The organism is Flavobacterium rivuli WB 3.3-2 = DSM 21788, assembly GCF_000378485.1.
GTDB classification, from domain to species: Bacteria; Bacteroidota; Bacteroidia; order Flavobacteriales; family Flavobacteriaceae; genus Flavobacterium; species Flavobacterium rivuli.
Genome location: NZ_KB899974.1, coordinates 138,473 through 158,353, shown reverse-complemented (window position 1 = coordinate 158,353; position 19,881 = coordinate 138,473). Strand labels below are relative to the sequence as shown.

General features: G+C 38.5%; 11 protein-coding genes. 4 read left to right on the top strand and 7 right to left on the bottom strand.

From position 1 onward, the window contains the following. The 3 genes from F565_RS0117625 to F565_RS0117615 all read right to left on the bottom strand — a co-directional run. Positions 1–1,604, bottom strand: a 1,604-nt coding sequence (locus F565_RS0117625; protein WP_020214570.1) for a glycoside hydrolase family 2, incomplete at its 3' end; no start/stop codon positions are given. 131 nt (positions 1,605–1,735) lie between these two features. Continuing rightward, a complete protein-coding gene (locus F565_RS0117620; RefSeq protein WP_020214569.1) occupies positions 1,736–3,367 on the bottom strand; it encodes a RagB/SusD family nutrient uptake outer membrane protein in 1,632 nt (543 codons plus the stop codon). A 12-nt stretch (positions 3,368–3,379) separates the two neighbouring features. Continuing rightward, positions 3,380–6,445, bottom strand: a complete 3,066-nt coding sequence (locus tag F565_RS0117615) for a SusC/RagA family TonB-linked outer membrane protein (protein ID WP_197062245.1) — start codon at positions 6,443–6,445, stop codon at positions 3,380–3,382. Positions 6,446–6,976: 531 nt separating this feature from the next. Here F565_RS0117615 and F565_RS0117610 point away from each other — a divergent pair. Then, complete coding sequence (locus F565_RS0117610) at positions 6,977–7,762, top strand: AraC family transcriptional regulator (protein WP_020214567.1); 786 nt, start codon at positions 6,977–6,979, stop codon at positions 7,760–7,762. Between the two features lie 157 nt (positions 7,763–7,919). Next, entirely contained in the window at positions 7,920–10,379 is a 2,460-nt protein-coding gene (locus F565_RS0117605; RefSeq protein ID WP_020214566.1) for a glycoside hydrolase family 95 protein, read from the top strand. An 886-nt stretch (positions 10,380–11,265) separates the two neighbouring features. Here the strand turns inward: F565_RS0117605 and ytxJ are convergent. Continuing rightward, positions 11,266–11,658, bottom strand: coding sequence for a bacillithiol system redox-active protein YtxJ (gene ytxJ / locus F565_RS0117590; RefSeq protein ID WP_020214564.1), 393 nt, complete (start codon positions 11,656–11,658; stop codon positions 11,266–11,268). Between the two features lie 128 nt (positions 11,659–11,786). Between ytxJ and clpB the strand changes: the two genes are divergently transcribed. Both clpB and F565_RS0117580 read left to right on the top strand, forming a co-directional pair. Continuing rightward, entirely contained in the window at positions 11,787–14,393 is a 2,607-nt protein-coding gene (gene clpB, locus F565_RS0117585; protein WP_020214563.1) for an ATP-dependent chaperone ClpB, read from the top strand. A 729-nt stretch (positions 14,394–15,122) separates the two neighbouring features. Continuing rightward, entirely contained in the window at positions 15,123–15,305 is a 183-nt protein-coding gene (locus F565_RS0117580; protein WP_020214562.1) for a hypothetical protein, read from the top strand. Positions 15,306–15,619: 314 nt separating this feature from the next. Here F565_RS0117580 and F565_RS0117575 read toward each other — a convergent pair whose 3' ends face one another. The 3 genes from F565_RS0117575 to F565_RS0117565 form a co-directional block, all read right to left on the bottom strand. Further along, a complete protein-coding gene (locus F565_RS0117575) occupies positions 15,620–17,998 on the bottom strand; it encodes a DUF4982 domain-containing protein (RefSeq protein ID WP_020214561.1) in 2,379 nt (792 codons plus the stop codon). A 255-nt stretch (positions 17,999–18,253) separates the two neighbouring features. Next, entirely contained in the window at positions 18,254–18,961 is a 708-nt protein-coding gene (locus F565_RS0117570; RefSeq protein ID WP_020214560.1) for a LytR/AlgR family response regulator transcription factor, read from the bottom strand. After that, the gene (locus tag F565_RS0117565) at positions 18,934–19,746 is read right to left on the bottom strand and encodes a sensor histidine kinase (protein ID WP_231559628.1); all 813 of its coding nucleotides are present in this window, start codon (positions 19,744–19,746) and stop codon (positions 18,934–18,936) included. The genes F565_RS0117570 and F565_RS0117565 overlap by 28 nt, the downstream gene beginning before the upstream one ends. Between the last annotated feature and the right edge of the window lie 135 nt (positions 19,747–19,881).

The following is a 19,881-nucleotide window of genomic DNA, read 5'->3' as shown; positions in this document are numbered from 1 at the left end:
ACCCTGTTAGGATATTTTTCGTGGTCAGATTTGTAACGGCTCTCTGTATAGTTGTAACCTGCAATATCAAGCAATCCGGGATATTCGGTTTCGTTACTCATTGCTACACCTGCAAGTCCTGCCGTTGTAGGGCGCGATTTGTCATATTTTTTAACCGCGGCAACAAGGCGTTTAGCAATAGCGCCAAGCCTCATAGCATCCGGGGCATCTTTTTTATAGCCACCGTAAGCAGCCTGCGTAAAGCCCATTGCTTTAGTACCGTCAAGTATTGGGTGCGAGTAAGGGTCGTTAGGATAATCTACCTCGTTACCTATACTCCATGCAAATACAGACAGGTGGTTGCGGTCGCGGCGCACAAAATCTTCAAGGTCTTTTTCGGCCCAGTCGGCAAAAATATCAGAGTTTCCTTCGTAGCCCGGAGTACCATAGTTCCATCCCTCAAGCCATTTACGCTTAGGGTATTCCCACTCATCATACGCTTCGTTTAAAACAAGTAAACCTATCTCATCGCAAAGTTCATAAAAATCAGGAGACTCTGGGTTGTGGCTTGTACGTATGGCATTAACACCTATCTCTTTAAGGGTTTTAAGCCTTGTCTTCCAAACATCCCTTGGCACTGCCGATCCTAATACGCCTGCATCATGGTGTAAACACACCCCTTTAACTTTCATCCATGTCCCATTAAGGGCAAAGCCTTTATTGGCATCAAATGTAAAGGTGCGGAAACCTGTAGTGGTTGTAGTAGCATCAGTTTGCTTACTGCCTTTAAGAACCGTAGTTTTCAGTTTATAAAGGTTAGCATTATTTAAATCCCATAACTTAGGGTTGCTGACTTTTAACTGCGTTGTAACCTTTTGGTTTTTACCAGCCGCAGCAGTAAGTTTCTGCGAGTTTTTAGCAACTGATTTTCCGTCAGGGCCAATAAGTTCATTTACAACGGTAACACTTTCTTTAGACGATGAGCCGTTTTCTACTTCAACCTCCACGTTAAGGACACCATTACCTTTGGTAACTTCAGGATATGCATATACACCCCACTGTGCAATATGCACCGGGTTAGCATATACTACCCACACATTACGGTATATACCAGAGCCTGTGTACCAACGGGAATCGGCACTTTTACTGTGGTCTACGCGAACGGCAATGGTATTGTCTCCACCAAAGTTGATATATGGTGTAGCATCATAAGAAAAAGAAATATATCCGTTAGGGCGTTTTCCTAAAGAGTGCCCGTTTACAAATACTTCGCTCCTGTTATAAACACCTTCAAAATATAAATATACTTTCTGGCCTTTTTGTGCATTTGGCACATTAAGGTTTTTGCGGTACCAGCCTATACCTCCGGGAAGGTAGCCTGTAGCACTTGCAAGTGTAGGGCTAAGCTGCCCTTTTATACTCCAGTCGTGCGGAAGGTCTATCGCCTGCCATTCTTTGTCATCAAATTTAGTTTCCTGGGCGTTCCTGGTATCTTCAAGGTTAAACTTCCAGCCATCATTTATCTTTTTTGCATCGCCAAAAGATATCTGGCTAAAGCCCGGTATCCAGGTAATGCCAAGTATAAATAAAAAAAGCAATGTATTATTCGCGGTAAGTTTTTTCATTCTTTATGTTTAATGCGAGGATTATAATATATATAATTTAATAAATGCAGCTGCCCAATGGTGAAATGGCTCATCACCCTGGGCATACTGCATTACAATCACTCTATTTACTAACCCAACAATTTATTATATTAATAGCCCGGATTTTGAACTAAGTTTTTATTGATATTTAATTCTGTTTGTGGTATGGGCCAAAGCTCGTTTACGCCCACAATAAAATTCCTTCGTTGATAGATGTAAAAACCATTACTGTCTACCGGATAGTCGCTATAGCTTTCAGGAGTATTTGTTAACTTCATACCTGTAAACTGCCTGTTTAATTCTTGTCCAGCTGTACCCCAACGTAAAATATCGTAATAATGTATACCTTCAAAAGCCAGTTCTACTTTACGTTCCCTACGAAGTATTTCTCTTACTGCGTTAGGATCCGTAGTGGTAACATCAGGCATATTTACGGTTGGCCTGTTACGTATAAGGTTTACAGTTTCATCTAACAATGACTGTGTAATACCCTCACCTGCCTCAAGCTTAGATTCAAGATAGCCGAGTAAAACTTCAGGATAACGCACTACCGGGAAATTACCACCATAGTTCATTAGGTTACCATCAAAAGTAGGATCCATTAGCTTGTTAATGCAGTAGCCGCTCCAGCTGTACCTGCTTATTCTATCGGGCGACGATGAGTCTGGCCTTGATACGTAGGTAACGCCTTTAAATTGAGTTCTATCAGATATCATAATAGTATAATCAAGCCTCGGATCCCTGTTATCGTACGGAGTGCTCGAGTTATAAAGTGGTGATAGTTCAATCGTTTTACCATCAGTACATTCATATGACTGCACTAACTCATTATAAGGTGAAAATTGGTGCCATCCTCCATAAGTTTCAGGGTAAAGGTACTGTGGCAAAACCTGGGCATAAACATCTGGCTGATATTGTGTACTAAAAATTACTTCCTTACTGCTTTCACCTGTTTGCCAAAACAATTGCGCAAAGCCCGCCTGATCAATTATGTAAACTTGGCTATCGATAATTTGCTTATAAGTTAATGCTGCATCATGCCATTTTTGCTCGGCCATTTGCACACGTCCTAAAAAAGCTAATGAAGCACCCGCTGTAATACGACCATCTTCATTAGAAGGGCGGGTAGATGGTAAATCGGGATAACTTGCTGCAAGTTCCTGCTCTGCAAAAGCCCATACATCTGCCCTTGACGTTTGCGGTATGTTATTCGCTTCCTCTACTGTTAATAAATGGGTTGACAGTGGCACATTACCAAAATACAAGGCCAGGTTAAAGTAGCAATATGCCCTTAGGGTGCGTATCTCTGCTTTCATCATGGCTTTCTTTACCTCATCCATTGGTACAGCATCAATATGATCCAAAAAATTATTACACTTAGATATCTTACCGTAAGTGTTTGACCAATATGCAGCAGTAACCCAATAACTTGAGTTTAATGTTCCATCAGTCATATGGTCGGGATAAAATTCTTTTTCCGATCCATCGCCTGCCGCAAGATCCAGCCATAGTAAAGAAATGCCGTTAAAAAAATCCTGACCTGCCCAGTAAGCACCAATATTGTAGCAACCGGTAAGCGCCAGCATAGCATCATTTTCAGTTTTCCAAAAAGTAGCATCAGAAATCTGATCTAACGGCTGCTTGTCTAAAAAATCTTCTGTACAACCAATAGTAAGAACGGACATTGTAATGACACAAAGTACTTTAGCCGGAGATAAAAATTTATATTTTATAGTTTTCATGATATTTATATGTTAAAAAGATGCGTTTAAGCCAAGTGTATATGTTTTAGTGATAGGATAAAAATTGCCACCACCCATTTCTGGGTCCCAACCCTTATAAAAATGATTGAATGAAAGGACATTTTGACCCCCAATATAAAATCTCAGTCTTGACATTTTTAATTTATCTTTTACCAGGCTATCTGGTAAAGTATATCCAATTTGTATATTTTTAACCCTCAAAAAACTTGCGTTCCGTAACCAATATGTAGATGTCATCGTAGTACCGCTACCACCATTAAGACTGGTTAATTTAGGATATGATGCATTTCTGTCAGGATTCGCTTCTGTCCAACGGTTATCTGCCTGCCACTGTTGTATCTGTCCTCCATTATAAAATGCGTAGGCCTGATAGGAAGATAATTGTTTATCATAACCGCCAAGCCCTTGCAGTAGTGTAGCAAAATCAAAGCCTCGATAATTAGCTGTTAAATTAAGTCCATAAGTATATTTTGGCATTGTATTACCTATAACTTTCCTATCGTAAGTAGCATCCACTTTACCATCCGGGACACCATCCGGACCGCTAATATCTTTGTATCTAACCAGTCCCGGTTCTGCTGCATAAGGCTGTGATGGATATGCTGACACATCATCCTGGTTTACAAACAAGCCATCTGCAACATAACCATATATAACACCTATAGGCTGCCCTACAAACAAGTTACTATTAATATCTTCGCTAAGTCCGCTAGATAACTCCGTAACTTCATTTTTTATATAGGAGAAGTTAGGGCTAATTCCTATTTTAAGATTACCTATTTGTTGGCTATAGTTAAGAGCAACCTCAAACCCTGTATTTTTTACACCACCTACATTTACCGGAGATGTACCCATACCTAATACTGATGAAGTGGTTACCCCATAAAGTACACCAGATGTTTTTTTATTGAAAAAATCGGCAACAAGCCCTAATTTTCCATCAAAAAAATTAGCATCCAAGCCAAAATCAGTTGTAGCTGTACTCTCCCAGGTTATATCAGAATTACTTGTAGTTGTTACAGCAGCACCCGGTAATAAAGCTCCCCCAAAAGAATAGTTTTGCCCTAGGCTAACCCTGTTTTGGTAAGGATATGACCCTACATTTTGATTGCCCAGCTTACCCCATGAAGCACGAAGCTTAAAAGTTTGAAGCCATGATAATTTATCTTTAAGGAAAGATTCTTCAGATACGATCCAGCCTCCCGAAAAAGATGGGAATACACCCCAACGGCCTTCGCTTGGAAACCTCGATGTACCATCAGTCCTTATATTAGCTTCAAATAAATACTTGTTGCCAAAAGAATAATTCAACCTTCCAAAATAGGACCTGATAGCCCACTCTGACGCAGATCCTGAAGTTGTCATGCCTTCAGCTGAGGCCGCATTAAGCTCGCTAAGTAAGTTATTTGGAAAGTTCCTACGGTAACCGTTAAGGCTCCAGTCAGAATATTTTTCCTGAGATGCGCCCCCCAGAAGCGTAAAACTGTGGTCTTTAATTGTTTTAGTATAAGTAGCTAATGCCTGTAACGTAACCTGAGTACCCTGCCCTGAATATACATTTAAATTATTAGGGCCTATAGTTTTATATTGATCAAACTGTACTTCAGCCAAATAATTTTTATCATAGAAGCTAAACAGGTTATAGCCGGCTTTACCACTTAGGGTAAGCCCCTCTATAGGTTGCCATGCCAATTCACCGCTTCCTAAAAAGTTTTTATTAGTTCCCTTTTTAAATGAGTTACTATCTACCCATGCTTCAGGGCTATAATTATCCTGGTAGCCATAAGTACCATCCGACTTTCTGCCTGCGTAAATAGGGCCTTCACGTACAGCGTAGCCTATAATGCTCATCATATCACCTTCAGATTGTATAGGCTCGTTGGTTTCTGATGTATATCCCATTAAATTTACTTTAAGGGTAAGATTCTCCTTTATTTTACTGTCTACATTAAGCATAAAATTATACTTTTTGTAATCGTTTTTAGCCACGAGGCCGTTTTGTTCTAAATAAGTAGTAGAAAACAAATACCGTGTTTTTTCATTTCCACCCATAAAGGTAAGATTATGGTTAGTCTGGAAGCCTGATCCTGAATTAAGCAGGTTTTTTAAATGGGGAACATTTGGGTAATTGTCAGGGTCTGATTGATTGCGGAATTTTTCGATGTCAGCATCAGTATACGAAGCAGCCTGCCCCATATTTGCATTAGCTTCATTTCTCATTGCGGCATACCCGGCAGAATCTAAAAAGTCAGGCAATGCTACAGCACTCTGAAAACCTGCATAGCTGTTATAATTAACCTGCATAGTCCCTGCCTGCCCCCTTTTTGTCTCAATTATAATTACACCATTTGCAGCCCTGCTACCATAAATTGCCGCTGATGCTGCGTCTTTAAGTACAGAAATACTCTTTATATTATTAGGATCTACATCGTTAAGTGATACCGCGATACCATCTAAAATTACTAATGGGCTACCCCCTGCTCCATACGACCCTTGTCCTCTAATAGTTATACTGGCACCATCATTACCTGGCCTGCCTGATGTTTGGGACACTACAATTCCTGACGTTAGTCCTGACAGAGCCTGTGATGCCTGCGTAATGGGCCTGTTTTCTAAATCTTTCGATGCTATTGCTGATACAGAGCCCGTAAGGTTAATTTTCTTTTGGGTGCCGTATCCTACAACAACTACTTCATCAAGTACTTGCTTGTCGGGTGTTAATGACACATCAATAACAGATTTTCCATTTACATACACTTCTTTAGTGGCAAAACCTAAATAAGTAAAAACCAAAGTATCAGTTGCTGTAGCAGCAATAGAATAACTTCCCCTGTCGTCGGTATTAGCAACATTTTTTGTAGCTTTAGAAAGTACAGATGCGCCGATAAGCGTTTCATTAGCGTTATCTGCCGCGACCACTTTTCCAGTAACCTGCTGTTGTGCAAAAACCGGAAATGACAGGAGCGTTATTATACACACCAGCCATAAATTAGGATAGGGTTGCAAAGCACTATCTTTTGCTTTCGCTACATTTCCTTTGAGTAATTGATTCATCATACTTGTACATTAAATTAAAATAGATAATACATTAATTAAGTGTTGCCTTTCACAACAATGTGCACTACAACGTTTTAGTGAATAGGTCAAACGTTAGGCGCTAAAAAAAATCCTTTACATAGCTAACAAAACGCAATCTTTTCATTACTTCATGTTGAATTAATGGCTCTACTTTTGTGCATACAAGTAGTAACTACCCTAACATGAAAACTTTAATTTCAATCATTTGCTGCTAAAAGATATTTCCTTCTAACAACTGTTTTGCTTAAAAAAATTTATGGTATTATTAAAGCGATAAAAACATTATTCGCATTTATAATGTTAAAAAACCGTTAATTACTTTTACAAATTAATGGCATTTTTGAGCATCTAAATTTTGAAAAATTATCCAATTATTAAGTTTTATTATCCCAAAAATATCAAATGCATATTTTATGCTTAAATTAGCTTAAAATATCGTTATCGTTGAAACCACATCATCTTACTATTTCCCCAAACTCTACCAGGTCATTCACAGCAAAAAGAGAAATTTTGCCCGATATAAATAGTTGGTGGCATTACCATGAAGAAATTGAACTCATATACTTTAAAAAGGGATCTGGTACGCAATTTGTTGGCGATAATATAAGAAATTTTAAAAGTGGTGATGTTGTACTTGTGGGTAGCAATTTACCGCATTACTGGCAGTTTAGCGAACGGGACAAGGAATCGGAAATTGAGGTGTATGTAGTGCATTTTAATAAGAACTTTTGGGGAAAAGACTTTTTATACCTGCCGGAAAACCTGGAAATTAGCAGGGTCATAGAAAAATCTAAAAGGGGTATACAAATAGAAGATAATTTTGATAATTGCCTTACAAAATCAATCATACAGGTAATAGAGTCGCAAGGTCCCAAAAAAATAATAAACCTAATTGAGGTACTTTTAGAAATCAGTAAGTGCATGAAGGCGCAGATATTGGTCTCATTAGGTTTTAGGGCAAATTTTCAGGAATCTGAAAGAGACCGAATGCAGGCAATTTATAATTACACCCTTAAAAATTATAGTCAAAAAATTAGCCTTGATAAAATTGCTAATGAGGCAAAAATGAGCCGTACCTCATTTTGTAAATTTTTTAAATTGAGAACAGGCAAAACATATTCTGAATTTGTAAATGAAATAAGAATAGGAAATGCCTGCAAAATGCTTATCGAGAAAAGAATGACAGTTAAGGAAATTTGCTTTGAAAGTGGTTTTTTAAACTTTTCGAGCTTTCATCAATGTTTTAAAGAAATTACTGGACAAACTCCTTTAAAATATCAAAAATCGTATAATTAATAATTTTTCACAACCAATTGATAATACGCCTCAATTTTTTTTTAACTGATTACTATATTTTTGAATTCAGTAATTTGTAATAGTCAGGATCTATTAAGGCCTGATGTTGTTATTCAAATTACATGCCTTTACTATTCAATTGCCTATTACACACAAGATGATAAAAATACACAAAGCTTTTTTACTATTATTATTTGCAACAAGTGCTTATTCACAACAAGAATTAAAACTTCATTATAACCAGCCTGCAACCGTATGGACGGAGGCATTGCCTATTGGTAATGGGCGGCTTGGAGCTATGGTTTTTGGCCGGGTTAATGAAGAACTTATACAACTTAACGAAGCTACATTATGGAGTGGTGGGCCGGTATTAAAAAACATAAACCCTACAGCTTTCGAAAATTTAGCGCCTACAAGGGAAGCTTTAATTAATGGCGATTATGAAAAAGCTTATGAGCTAACAAAAAAAATGCAGGGCGTTTACAGCCAAAGTTACCTGCCATTAGGCGACCTGTTATTAAAGCAAGATTTGGGTAATGCTAAACCATCTGCTTATTACAGAGATCTAAATATACAAGATGGTGTAGCCACAACAACTTTTACCGCTGATGGAATATCTTACAAACGCGAAGTTTTTGCATCGGCACCGGGGCAATGTATTATTGTGAGGCTTACAGCCAGCGAGCCCAATAAACTTTCGATTACAGTTAATGCCAATAGTCAACTACAATATAAAAGTTCTATAAAACAACAAGCCTTGTTTTTAAATGGCAAAGCCCCCGCTAATACAGATCCCAGTTATATTAATTATAATAAGGAAGCCGTGGTTTATAAAGATGGTGGTTGCGGCGGCATGCGTTTTGCATTAATTGTAAAACCCATTATTAAAAGTGGTACACTTACTACCAATAGCGATAATAGTATAGATATTAAAAATGCTACCGAAGTTGTACTTGTACTATCGGCAGCTACAAGCTTTAATGGTTTTGATAAATGCCCGGACAGCGAAGGTAAAGATGAAAAAAAACTGGCAGAAGAGTATCTTGCAAAAGCTGATGGCAAAAAGTATGACCGATTACTTAAAGAGCATCTGGAAGATTTTCACCACTTTTTTAATCGCGTTTCTTTAAACCTTAATAACAGCGAAACTAATAAGAGCAATCAACCTACAGATAAACGGCTTGAAGACTATGCTACCGGTGCAAAAGATGCAAACCTTGAAGCACTATTTTTTCAATACGGGCGGTATTTACTAATATCTTCATCACGCACTAAAGGCGCACCTGCTAATTTACAGGGAATTTGGAATAAGGAATTGCGCGCGCCCTGGAGCAGCAACTATACAACTAATATTAACCTTCAAATGAATTACTGGCCTGTAGAAACGGCAAACCTTTCGGAGTTGTTCTCTCCGTTAAATGATCTTATAAAGAACCTTTCAGTTACCGGTGCAGAAACAGCACAAAGCTTTTACCATGCACACGGTTGGGTAGTACACCATAACTCTGATATCTGGGCTTTAAGCAATCCAGTGGGCGACCTTGGTAAAGGCGACCCTATGTGGGCAAACTGGTATATGGGAGCCAACTGGCTAAGCAGGCATTTATGGGAACATTATCAGTTTACCGGCGATAAGAAATACCTTAAAGAAGCCTATCCTATTATGAAGGGTGCCGCAGAGTTTACTTTAGACTGGCTACAAAAAGATAAAGACGGCTATTTAGTTACAATGCCATCTACCTCGCCAGAAAACAGGTATTATTACGATGGTAAAAAGAAAGGAGCCGTAACAGTGGCAAGTACTATGGATATGGGTATTATTAAAGATTTATTTGCTAACATTACAGCAGCGTCAACCATCTTAAATACCGATGAGGATTTTAGAGACACTATTATAACTGCTAACCAAAAATTATTCCCATTTAAAATTGGCAGTAAAGGCCAGTTGTTAGAGTGGTACAAAGATTTTGAAGAAGAAGACCCACACCATAGGCATATGTCTCACCTATATGCATTGCACCCTACAAACTTAATATCGCCATTAAAAACACCCGATCTTGCCAATGCTGCCAAAAAAACGTTAGAACTGCGCGGCGATGGTGGCACCGGCTGGAGCCTGGCTTGGAAAGTAAATATGTGGGCACGCCTTTTAGATGGCAACCATGCCTATAAGTTATTTAGGAACCAGTTGCGCCTTACTAAAGAAAGCGACCCTCATTATAACAGCGGTGGTGGTGTATACGCTAATCTTTTTGATGCGCACCCCCCATTTCAAATAGATGGTAACTTTGCAGGTACCGCCGGCGTTATAGAAATGCTTATGCAAAGCCAAAATGAAGAAATACAACTACTGCCTGCTTTACCTAATGTCTGGGCCAATGGCACTATTAAAGGTATTGTGGCAAGAGGCAATTTCATTGTAGATATTAGCTGGGATGAAGGCAAGCTTTCATCAGCCAAAATTGTTTCTAAAAATGGAAATGATTGTACCATAAGAGCAAACGAGCCTTTTGAAATTAAGTCACTGCATTTAAAAAGCGTAAAATCAGCTATAGGTTATACTATTAGTTTTAAAACTAGAAAGGGGTATGAATACCTATTAAAATCGATATTGTAAACATAATCTCCAGACTTGGGTTCGTTTCTATATTTTCCAAATTTTTAAAAAACCCTAAAAAAGCGTGAGAAACCCTGCAAATCCTTGAATTTGCAGGGTTTTCTGTTTTTAAGCACCCCACCAAAATTTATAACGAAGCCCAAAATTATTGTGGCAAAATCGTGGCAAAATTTCACTATAATTTTTTTTGCCACAAAACACCATATAAACACCTGTATACCAATATGTAAAGCAGGTTAGCGACTTGATTTAAAGACCCTGTAATTCTACCTTTATTAATTTAAAATGTTGAATTATGTTAGAGAGCAGTTTTTGGTTGGGTGTTTTTATTAAAAGGCATTGATAGTGAATACTGGATTATGACCGCAGGGCAGAAAACCGATTCTCCTACTCTCCAGGCACTGGCTATTATTAAAAATATAAAGACCATCCATTGTGCATGGAATGTGATAGGGTACTGCAAATATCCTCCAACCGGAAAATGAATGAATACCTTAAAGAGATCGCGAACCTGAGCAGGTTTTCTTTAAGCTCAATACGCACATGGCCTACAATACATTCTGCAGTAAGTAACCTTTGCCAACAAAGGACTGATTCCTGTGGTAAAAGAGATGTTCGGCTACCAGTTAGTCAAAAAGGCGGAAGCATACGCTATTACTCAACAAATGACAACCGGTCGTGCAACGTCCCTATTTAACGAAAGGATTAATAAGGATAACCGGAAATATCATCGGATGATATTGCAGTGATCGGCAGGTTGGAAAAAGAGAGAAAAGCGATAAAGAAAGTAAAATATACAATTATCATAAAATTAACCCTTGACATTATAAATATAATCCTGCTTTGTAACCCTGCATATTACTACTTATTCATAAAGGAATAAATTTTATAACTTAGATTTTACAATACCGGCATCAATATCATCATGTGATGTATTATATATTTCCTGGCCATTTTTTATAACAATTACCTGTGGTGACTGGTGTGTAACCTTAAAACGGGATGCAATTTCGTTACTTATATCACGGTGTGCAATAAGGTCAAGAAAGTAAGGTTTTGCACTCCCCTCTTCAATATTGTATTCATTTTCAAAGTTCTTTAATGCCATGCGGCTAACAGGGCAACGTGTGCTGTGTTTAAAAATTATAACAGGTACCTCTTCAGACTCTAAAACTATGTTATCAAGTTGTTTAAGTTCTGTTAAATTACCCCATTGAAAACCAGATTCAGGCGTATCTTTACTGTCAGAATTACCGAATATTTTACCGAAAACACCCATAATTATATATTTTTAAGACAATTTGTCGCTTAATTACTTTAAAACCGTAATGAAAAAGACAATTTGTCGGATTTTACTTATTGGATTAAAAATTGAATTGTACTTATCAAATTTAAACATTTTAGATTATGAACTTAGCCAATTTTACTATAAAATCTCAGGAGGCCATACAAAGGGCACAACAAATAGCCCAGGAACTTGGGCATCAGCAAATTGAAAACGAACACATTGTTAAAGGTATACTTGAGGTTGATGAGAACGTAACCCCGTTCCTTCTTAAAAAACTCAATGTAAACCTGCCGTTATTTAGCCAGATACTGGATAGCACCCTGCAAAGTTTTTCAAAAGTTACAGGTGGAGAAATGGGTATAAGCCGTGATGCCAATACGGCCCTAACCGAAGCATCTAACATTGCCCGAAAAATGAACGACGAGTTTGTTTCTATAGAGCATTTGTTACTTGCCATTTTAGCATCGCGCAGCAGGGTTGCACAAATATTAAAAGACCAGGGCGTTACAGAGAAAGGCCTTCGCGCAGCTATAGATGAAATGCGCAAAGGCGAAAGAGTAACATCTGCCAGTGCCGAGGAAAACTACAATGCCCTCAACAAATTTGCCAAGAACCTTAACCAGCTGGCTAATGATGGTAAGCTCGACCCTGTTATAGGCCGTGACGAAGAAATTCGACGTGTATTGCAAATACTAAGCCGCCGTACTAAAAATAACCCAATGCTTGTGGGTGAACCCGGTGTAGGTAAAACTGCCATAGCCGAAGGTTTGGCACACCGTATCATTCAGGGCGATGTACCGGAGAACCTTAAGAATAAAGTGGTATACTCGCTGGATATGGGTGCGCTCATTGCAGGTGCTAAATATAAAGGAGAGTTTGAAGAACGGTTAAAATCGGTTGTGAAAGAAGTTACCTCTGCCGATGGTGATATTGTACTCTTTATAGACGAAATACATACCCTTGTGGGTGCAGGTGGTGGCGATGGTGCCATGGATGCTGCCAATATACTTAAGCCGGCACTTGCCCGTGGAGAGCTGCGCGCAATAGGTGCAACCACACTTGATGAATACCAGAAATATTTTGAAAAGGACAAAGCGTTAGAACGTCGTTTTCAGCGCGTTATGGTAGACGAACCGGATACCGAAAGCGCAATATCAATACTTCGTGGTATTAAAGAAAAATATGAAACACACCACCAGGTACGTATTAAAGATGAGGCTATTATAGCTGCAGTAGAACTGTCACAACGCTATATTACAAACCGCTTCCTGCCGGATAAAGCCATTGACCTTATGGATGAGGCTGCCTCTAAAATAAGGATGGAGATAAACTCTAAACCTGAGGAGCTTGATGTGCTTGACAGAAGGATAATGCAGCTGGAAATTGAGATTGAGGCCATTAAGCGCGAGAATGACGAAAGTAAACTGAAATCGTTAGGCCTTGAGCTTGCCAACCAGAAGGAAGAACGTAATGAGATTTATGCCCGCTGGAAAAGTGAGAAAGATGTTGTAGACGGGATTCAGGCTACAAAAAGTGAAATTGAGAACTTTAAACTGGAAGCTGAGCGTGCCGAACGTGATGGCGACTATGGTAAGGTTGCCGAACTGCGCTACGGAAAAATAAAACAGGCACAGGAAAAACTGGACGAAATGCAAACACAGCTGCATGAAAACCAAAATGGCAAAAACCTTATTAAAGAAGAAGTAACCAGGGAAGATATTGCCGAAGTTGTAGCAAAATGGACGGGCATCCCGGTTACTAAAATGCTGCAGGGCGAACGCGAAAAACTGCTTAACCTTGAGGCAGAACTGCACAAACGTGTGGTAGGCCAGGAAGAAGCTATTGAGGCTGTTAGCGATGCCGTAAGGAGAAGCCGTGCCGGATTACAGGACCAAAAGAAACCTATAGGATCATTCCTGTTTCTTGGTACAACAGGTGTTGGTAAAACTGAGTTAGCTAAAGCACTTGCCTCCTACCTGTTTGATGATGAAAATGCCATGACCCGTATAGACATGAGCGAGTACCAGGAACGCCACAGCGTGAGCCGTTTAGTGGGTGCTCCTCCGGGATATGTAGGCTATGATGAAGGTGGACAGCTTACCGAAGCAGTGAGGAGAAAACCATATAGCGTAGTGCTTCTTGACGAGATTGAGAAAGCCCATCCTGACACTTTTAATATCTTATTACAGGTGCTTGATGAAGGCCGACTTACCGATAATAAAGGGCGGGTTGCCGATTTTAAGAACACCATTATTATCATGACCAGCAATATGGGCAGCGCTATAATTCAGGAGAAATTTGAAAACCTGAAAGGCAATGTGGAAGCTGCCATTGAGGCTGCTAAGGTTGAAGTGCTCGGATTGTTAAAACAAACGGTACGCCCCGAGTTTATAAACCGCATAGATGATATTGTAATGTTTACCCCGCTTAGTGCCGATAACATAAGGGAAATTGTAAGCTTACAGATTAAAAGCGTTACAAAACTGCTGGCACAGCAAAACATTACGCTGGATGCCACACCGGAAGCAATTGACTACCTTGCTAAAAAAGGTTATGACCCTGATTATGGCGCACGCCCGGTAAAACGTGTTATACAAAAAGAGATTATGAACGAGCTGTCTAAACAAATACTATCCGGTAAGGTAAGTACTGATAGTATTATACTTATAGATAATTTTGATGGACAGTTAGTTTTCAGGAACCAGACTGATCTGGTTAATAACTAAATAAATGTTATGTATCATAATTTAATGCCTTGTGAAAACGGGGCATTATTTGTTTTAACTAATTTGTTAATAATTAAGATCATCAGGCTCACATTAATTTTATAAACTATCACTACTCACGATAAAGTTTTTGAAATTACATGCCAGGATATCAATAGCAAATTTTATAAAACAAAACATCCCGCTAATGCAGGATGTTTCTGTAAAATATCTAAAAGTTTAGCGGGCACTTCTGTAATTATAGTATTGACGTATTGTCATCATATCTTTATCCTGTAATTTTTTTCTGTGGGAAAATAACGCAACCAATCCTGCAATAATTAACGAGCACGGCAATAATATAAACAGGCCATTAATAAGAAAACTGCTAAAGCCTGAATGATCGAATCTAAAATTATTCATGATCAGGTATCCGGTAAGTATAAGACTCATAACAGATAAGAAAAAGTATAATAGCTTCATAGTTGGGGTTGCTTAAGAGTTAGACGTTTAGCTTAATCCTGTTTCAAATTTCTACAATTAAATCCTTATCTGCCAGAACTTTGTGACTATATAACTTTTGATTAAGATACTTTTAACATGCGCTGCCTTTTTTAACTTTATTAAATTTAAGTGTAATGTAGTAAAAAGTATTTTATACGACCTGAAATTTGGTGCGCGATTTTTTTATATGAGTTCAATGCATTAAATTTATTTTTACAATCTATAGGTAAGGGTTTTGCTTATATAGTGCCCGAAGTCAGGCTTACAACAAATATAGACAAACAGGGTATTTTTGTATATGCCACCAAGCTAAAAGCTAAACATATATTTAATAATAGTTTCGAGTTTTACCAGGCAGCTACTATAGGCGATGGCGATGGTTTAAGGGGTTTCAGGAGAGAACGCTTTAGTGGTAAAACATCTTTTTAACACAACTCTGTTTAAGGGTCGATTTTGGTAAACTTGCTAATGGTGTTATCCCTATTACTTTTGGATGCTATGCAGGCTTTGATTACGGGCGCGTTTGGGTAGATAACGACACATCATCAAAATGGCATACGTCTCCGGGTGGTGGTTTTTAATTTAATATTGCAGGTCTTACCACCGCTAATATTGCTTACTTTAGTTCATCTGATGGTGGTCGCCTTAGTGTAAAGTTACAATTACCGTTTTAGTACGGACAAGATATGATGAAACAAAAACACAGGAAGACGCTCCGGTATTTTTTGTTATGTTTACTACATTTAGCTTTTAGACTTTAAATTAACCACACCACTTTGCAAACCATCGCCTTTTACTTCCAGTTTTATATCACCCGGTTTATCGGTGGCTTTTACAAGCACTACCAGTTTACCGCTAAACAGTTTCATAGTGGGCTCATGGAAAATTTCGAGCGATGTTGCATCGCCATTACAAGCAGCCCTGTAAGTACCTGCACCCGTAACTGTAAAATCGAGCTGGTTAGTAGCTGTTGGGCAGGGCAACCCATTTTTATCTACTACAGATACAGTTATAAAAGATATATCTTCCCCATCGGCAGTAATGGTTTCCCTGTCCGGGTTTAAAACAATTTTATAGGGAGCTCCCGCAGTTTTTACTTCTTCCTGCGCAACTGCCTTACCGTTTTTATCTAAGGCAACAACTTTAAGCGTTCCCGGTTCATATTTTACGTCCATCCACATTAGGCGGTACCTGTTTTGTGGCGATGCATTGCTTTTCTTTTGTATACCCATGCTTTTACCATTTACAAACAGCTCTGCACTATCATAATTAGTATATACAAACACCGGTGTAGTTTGCCCTTCGCGGCCTTCCCAGTTCCAGTGTGGTAATATATGCAATGTTTCGGCTTCTTTATTCCAACGGCTCCTGTACAGGTAAAATCTGTCTTTAGGAATACCCGCTAAATCTGCCATACCAAAATAGGAACTGCGCGATGGCCATTTCTCGTCATAAGGTGTTGGTTCGCCCAGATAGTCAAATCCTGTCCATACAAACTCGCCTATAACCCATGGTTTATCATCCTGTAACACAAAATCTTCATCGGGCACATTGCTCCAGCTGCATGCTTCAAGGTCGTAAGATGAACATTGCAAATCATCATATTGCTTTTCTTTGGCCTGTACTACAGGAAATTTATAAATACCACGGGAACTTACTGTAGATGCCGTTTCTGAACCTAAAATAAAACCCTGCGGAAACGATTTGTAAGCCTCTTCATAAAGGTGCACACGGTAGTTTAGCCCGGGAATATCGAGCACAGAACCAAAACCGGACTGCATAGTTTGTTTAACCTGATCCATACCCACTGTAACGGGTCGCGTAGGGTCTTCACGATGAAAAATATCCTGTAAAAACTTTGCACGCACAATACCTTCGGCTCCATACTGGTCGGGCACTTCATTACCGCTGCTCCACATAACAATACATGGGTGGTTACGCGTTGCCCTTATAAGATTTACAAGATCCTTCTCGGCGTATTCATCAAAAAAGCGGTGGTAGCCATTTTCTACTTTGGGCTTAACCCACTCGTCAAAACTTTCTGCAAGAAACATAAAGCCCATTTCATCTGCCAGTTCAAGCTGCTCAAACGACGGCATGTTATGCGAACTGCGTATGGCATTACACCCCAGGTCTTTTAGTATGGTAAGTTGGCGGCGCATTGCGGCTTTATTTACCGCAGTACCCAGTGGCCCAAGATCGTGGTGCAGGCAAACGCCTTTAAATTTTGTTATTTTACCATTAAGGCTAAAGCCTTTGTTAGCTTCATATTTTATTTCGCGAATACCAAATTTCGTTATCTCTTCATCTTTTAAAGTGCTGTCTGCAAATAACTGCGTGGTTGCAGTATACAGGTAAGGTGTTTCAGGACTCCATAAATTAGGGTTGGCTACCGTAATGTTCTGCTCAAAGCCTTTAGTTGCAAAATCTTTAGTAGTACCAGTTGCAACAACTTTTCCCTTAGCATCTTTAATGGTAGTAACCATATAAATAGTATTACCTGTAGCTTTAGCTTTAATATTTATGGTAGCCGCACTTTTAGTAATAACGGGAGTGGTTATATAAGTACCCCACTGCTCAAAACTTTCAGGCTCTTTAACAACAATACTCACATTTCTATATAGCCCCGCACCGGGATACCAGCGTGACGAATATTCTTTATTAGTAAGTTTTACCGCCAGTATATTCTCCTTACCGGCAATAATATCGTTAGTAATATCTATGTAAAAGTAGCTGTAGCCATAACCCCACTGCCCTATTTTTTTACCATTAAGGTACACCTGCGGTTCGCTCATGGCGCCATCAAAAACCAATAGTGCTTTTTTGCCTACTTTAAACTGTGGTAAGGTAAATGTATTGCGGTACCAGCCGGTACCTATGTGTGGCAAGGCACCTGTACGCCCCGTCTTTTCAGATGCCTCAGTTTCGCCATTTTGTACAATAGCTACTTTTTGCATGTCCCATTTTTTATCAAATGGCCCATAAATAGCCCAGTCATGTGGCACTGTAACTGTTTGCCAAGCATCATCATTAAAATTGTTGCTGTAGGCATCGCCGTTAACGGTATTAGAAAATTTCCAGTTGTTATTTAATACCGTAGTATTGCTGGCAGCACTGCCCATTTTTGCTGAAGAACAGCCAACATGCAGAAATCCAGCGAGTAGAATTACTGAAGCTAACAGGAGTTTATTGTTCATTTTTTTCATTAAGTACTATTTAACCGAGAAGTATAAGCAATGTAAACAATTTTATGTCATAATAGTTCTGAGATTTCTTCTGTGCGCTAATAGGGAGAAATCTCTAATAGACAAAACACCACATTTTTTTGTTCCAATTACTTAGTATTTATAAAACAATCCCAAGCCGTAAAGATAATATTACTTTAAATTAGACAGCAATATTTTATACTTTCTGCCTACAGGAAGTTTTATAGCATTTGTAAGCGTTATATTTTCCTGCTCTATTATACTAATACACGCCTTATTAACTATAAAAGAACGGTGTACCTGTACAAAATCGGGGCTTGCAATATCCTGTGCTATACCTAAAAGGGACCCATAAACTATGTGCGGCGATTTTAGTTTATGGCAAAACAACTTCATGTAGTTACCCATACTCTCTACATAAATTATATCGTTTACCCTTATTTTTACTACTTCACCGTCAGACCTGTAACTTATAAATTTTTCTTCGGTTGCATTTTGCTTTTCTAAAGCATAACCTATATAATATGCCTTGGCTTTTTCTATTGCTTTGCTAAACTTTTCTAAAGAAATAGGTTTTAGTAAATAATCTATAGCATCATTAGTATAAGCCGATAGTGCAAAATCAGAATAAGCGGTTGTAACAATCGTTAACGGCCTCTTAGGCTGAAGTTCCATAACCTCAACACCATTAAGCACGGGCATGTTTATATCGAGAAAAATAATATCATATTTGTTTTCATTCAGCATCTTAAGGGCTTCTGCCCCACTGTAAGCACTACCGGAATGCTCTAAATCATCAAATTTAGAAATATGCGATATGAGTGCCTTGTGTGCAGGTGTTTCGTCGTCTACTATAAGGCAGCGGTAGGTAGTTCCCATATATTTAGTTTTATAGTATACATATTATCCTGTTTTGTGGCTATAAGCTCGTGCTTTAAACCATACACCTCGAGCCTTCGTTTTAAATTTTCTATACCTATGCCCGTACCTGTAAGGCGGGAGCCGCTTACCAAAAAATTATTTTGTAACGAAAAAGACAACTTTCTTTTATTTATATTTAGGTGCATCTTAATTATTGGTAACGGCACTTCACCCGAGAATTTCACGGCATTTTCTACCAGTGGTAAAAAGAACAATGGCGGTATCTCTATAGCATCTATCGCTCCTTCAAAACTTTGATTAACTTCAAGTTTTTCATTTCTAAATGTATAGTATTCTACGTAGCGTTTAATAAAATTTACTTCTTCATTAAGAGGTACGAGGTTTTTCTTGGTTGCCTCAATCTGATAGCGGAGCATATCGGCAAGGTTTAATATCCTGTCCGGCACATTTTCCGGTTCCGATAACGATTCGCCATAAAGGTTGTTCATAGCATTAAGCAAAAAATGAGGATTAAGCTGCTGTTTTAAAAAAGAAAGCTCTGCCTCAAAATTCAGAATATCTTTTTGCCCTTTAGAAATATTCCTCAAAATCCAGAGATGGATAAAGTAAATTCCCGTACCGTTGCTTGCAACCGTTACCAACTTTAGTGCAGTGAATTTTCCGAGATCAAAATAATCAAAATAGTAGCAAACAATAAAATAAAACGAGCACCAGAATAGTATAAACATTACAATGAAAGAGGCATACTTTTTTTTTAAGAACAACTCCTTTATAAGTACCATGTTACTAAAAATTATAGCTATATAAAAAGGAAAAATACCAATGCATATTGTAAATAATAGCTTAAACCAGCCAATGTGAACCTTATGTATCTGCGAATAAAAATCATTGTAAACACAGCTAAAAATTACACTTAG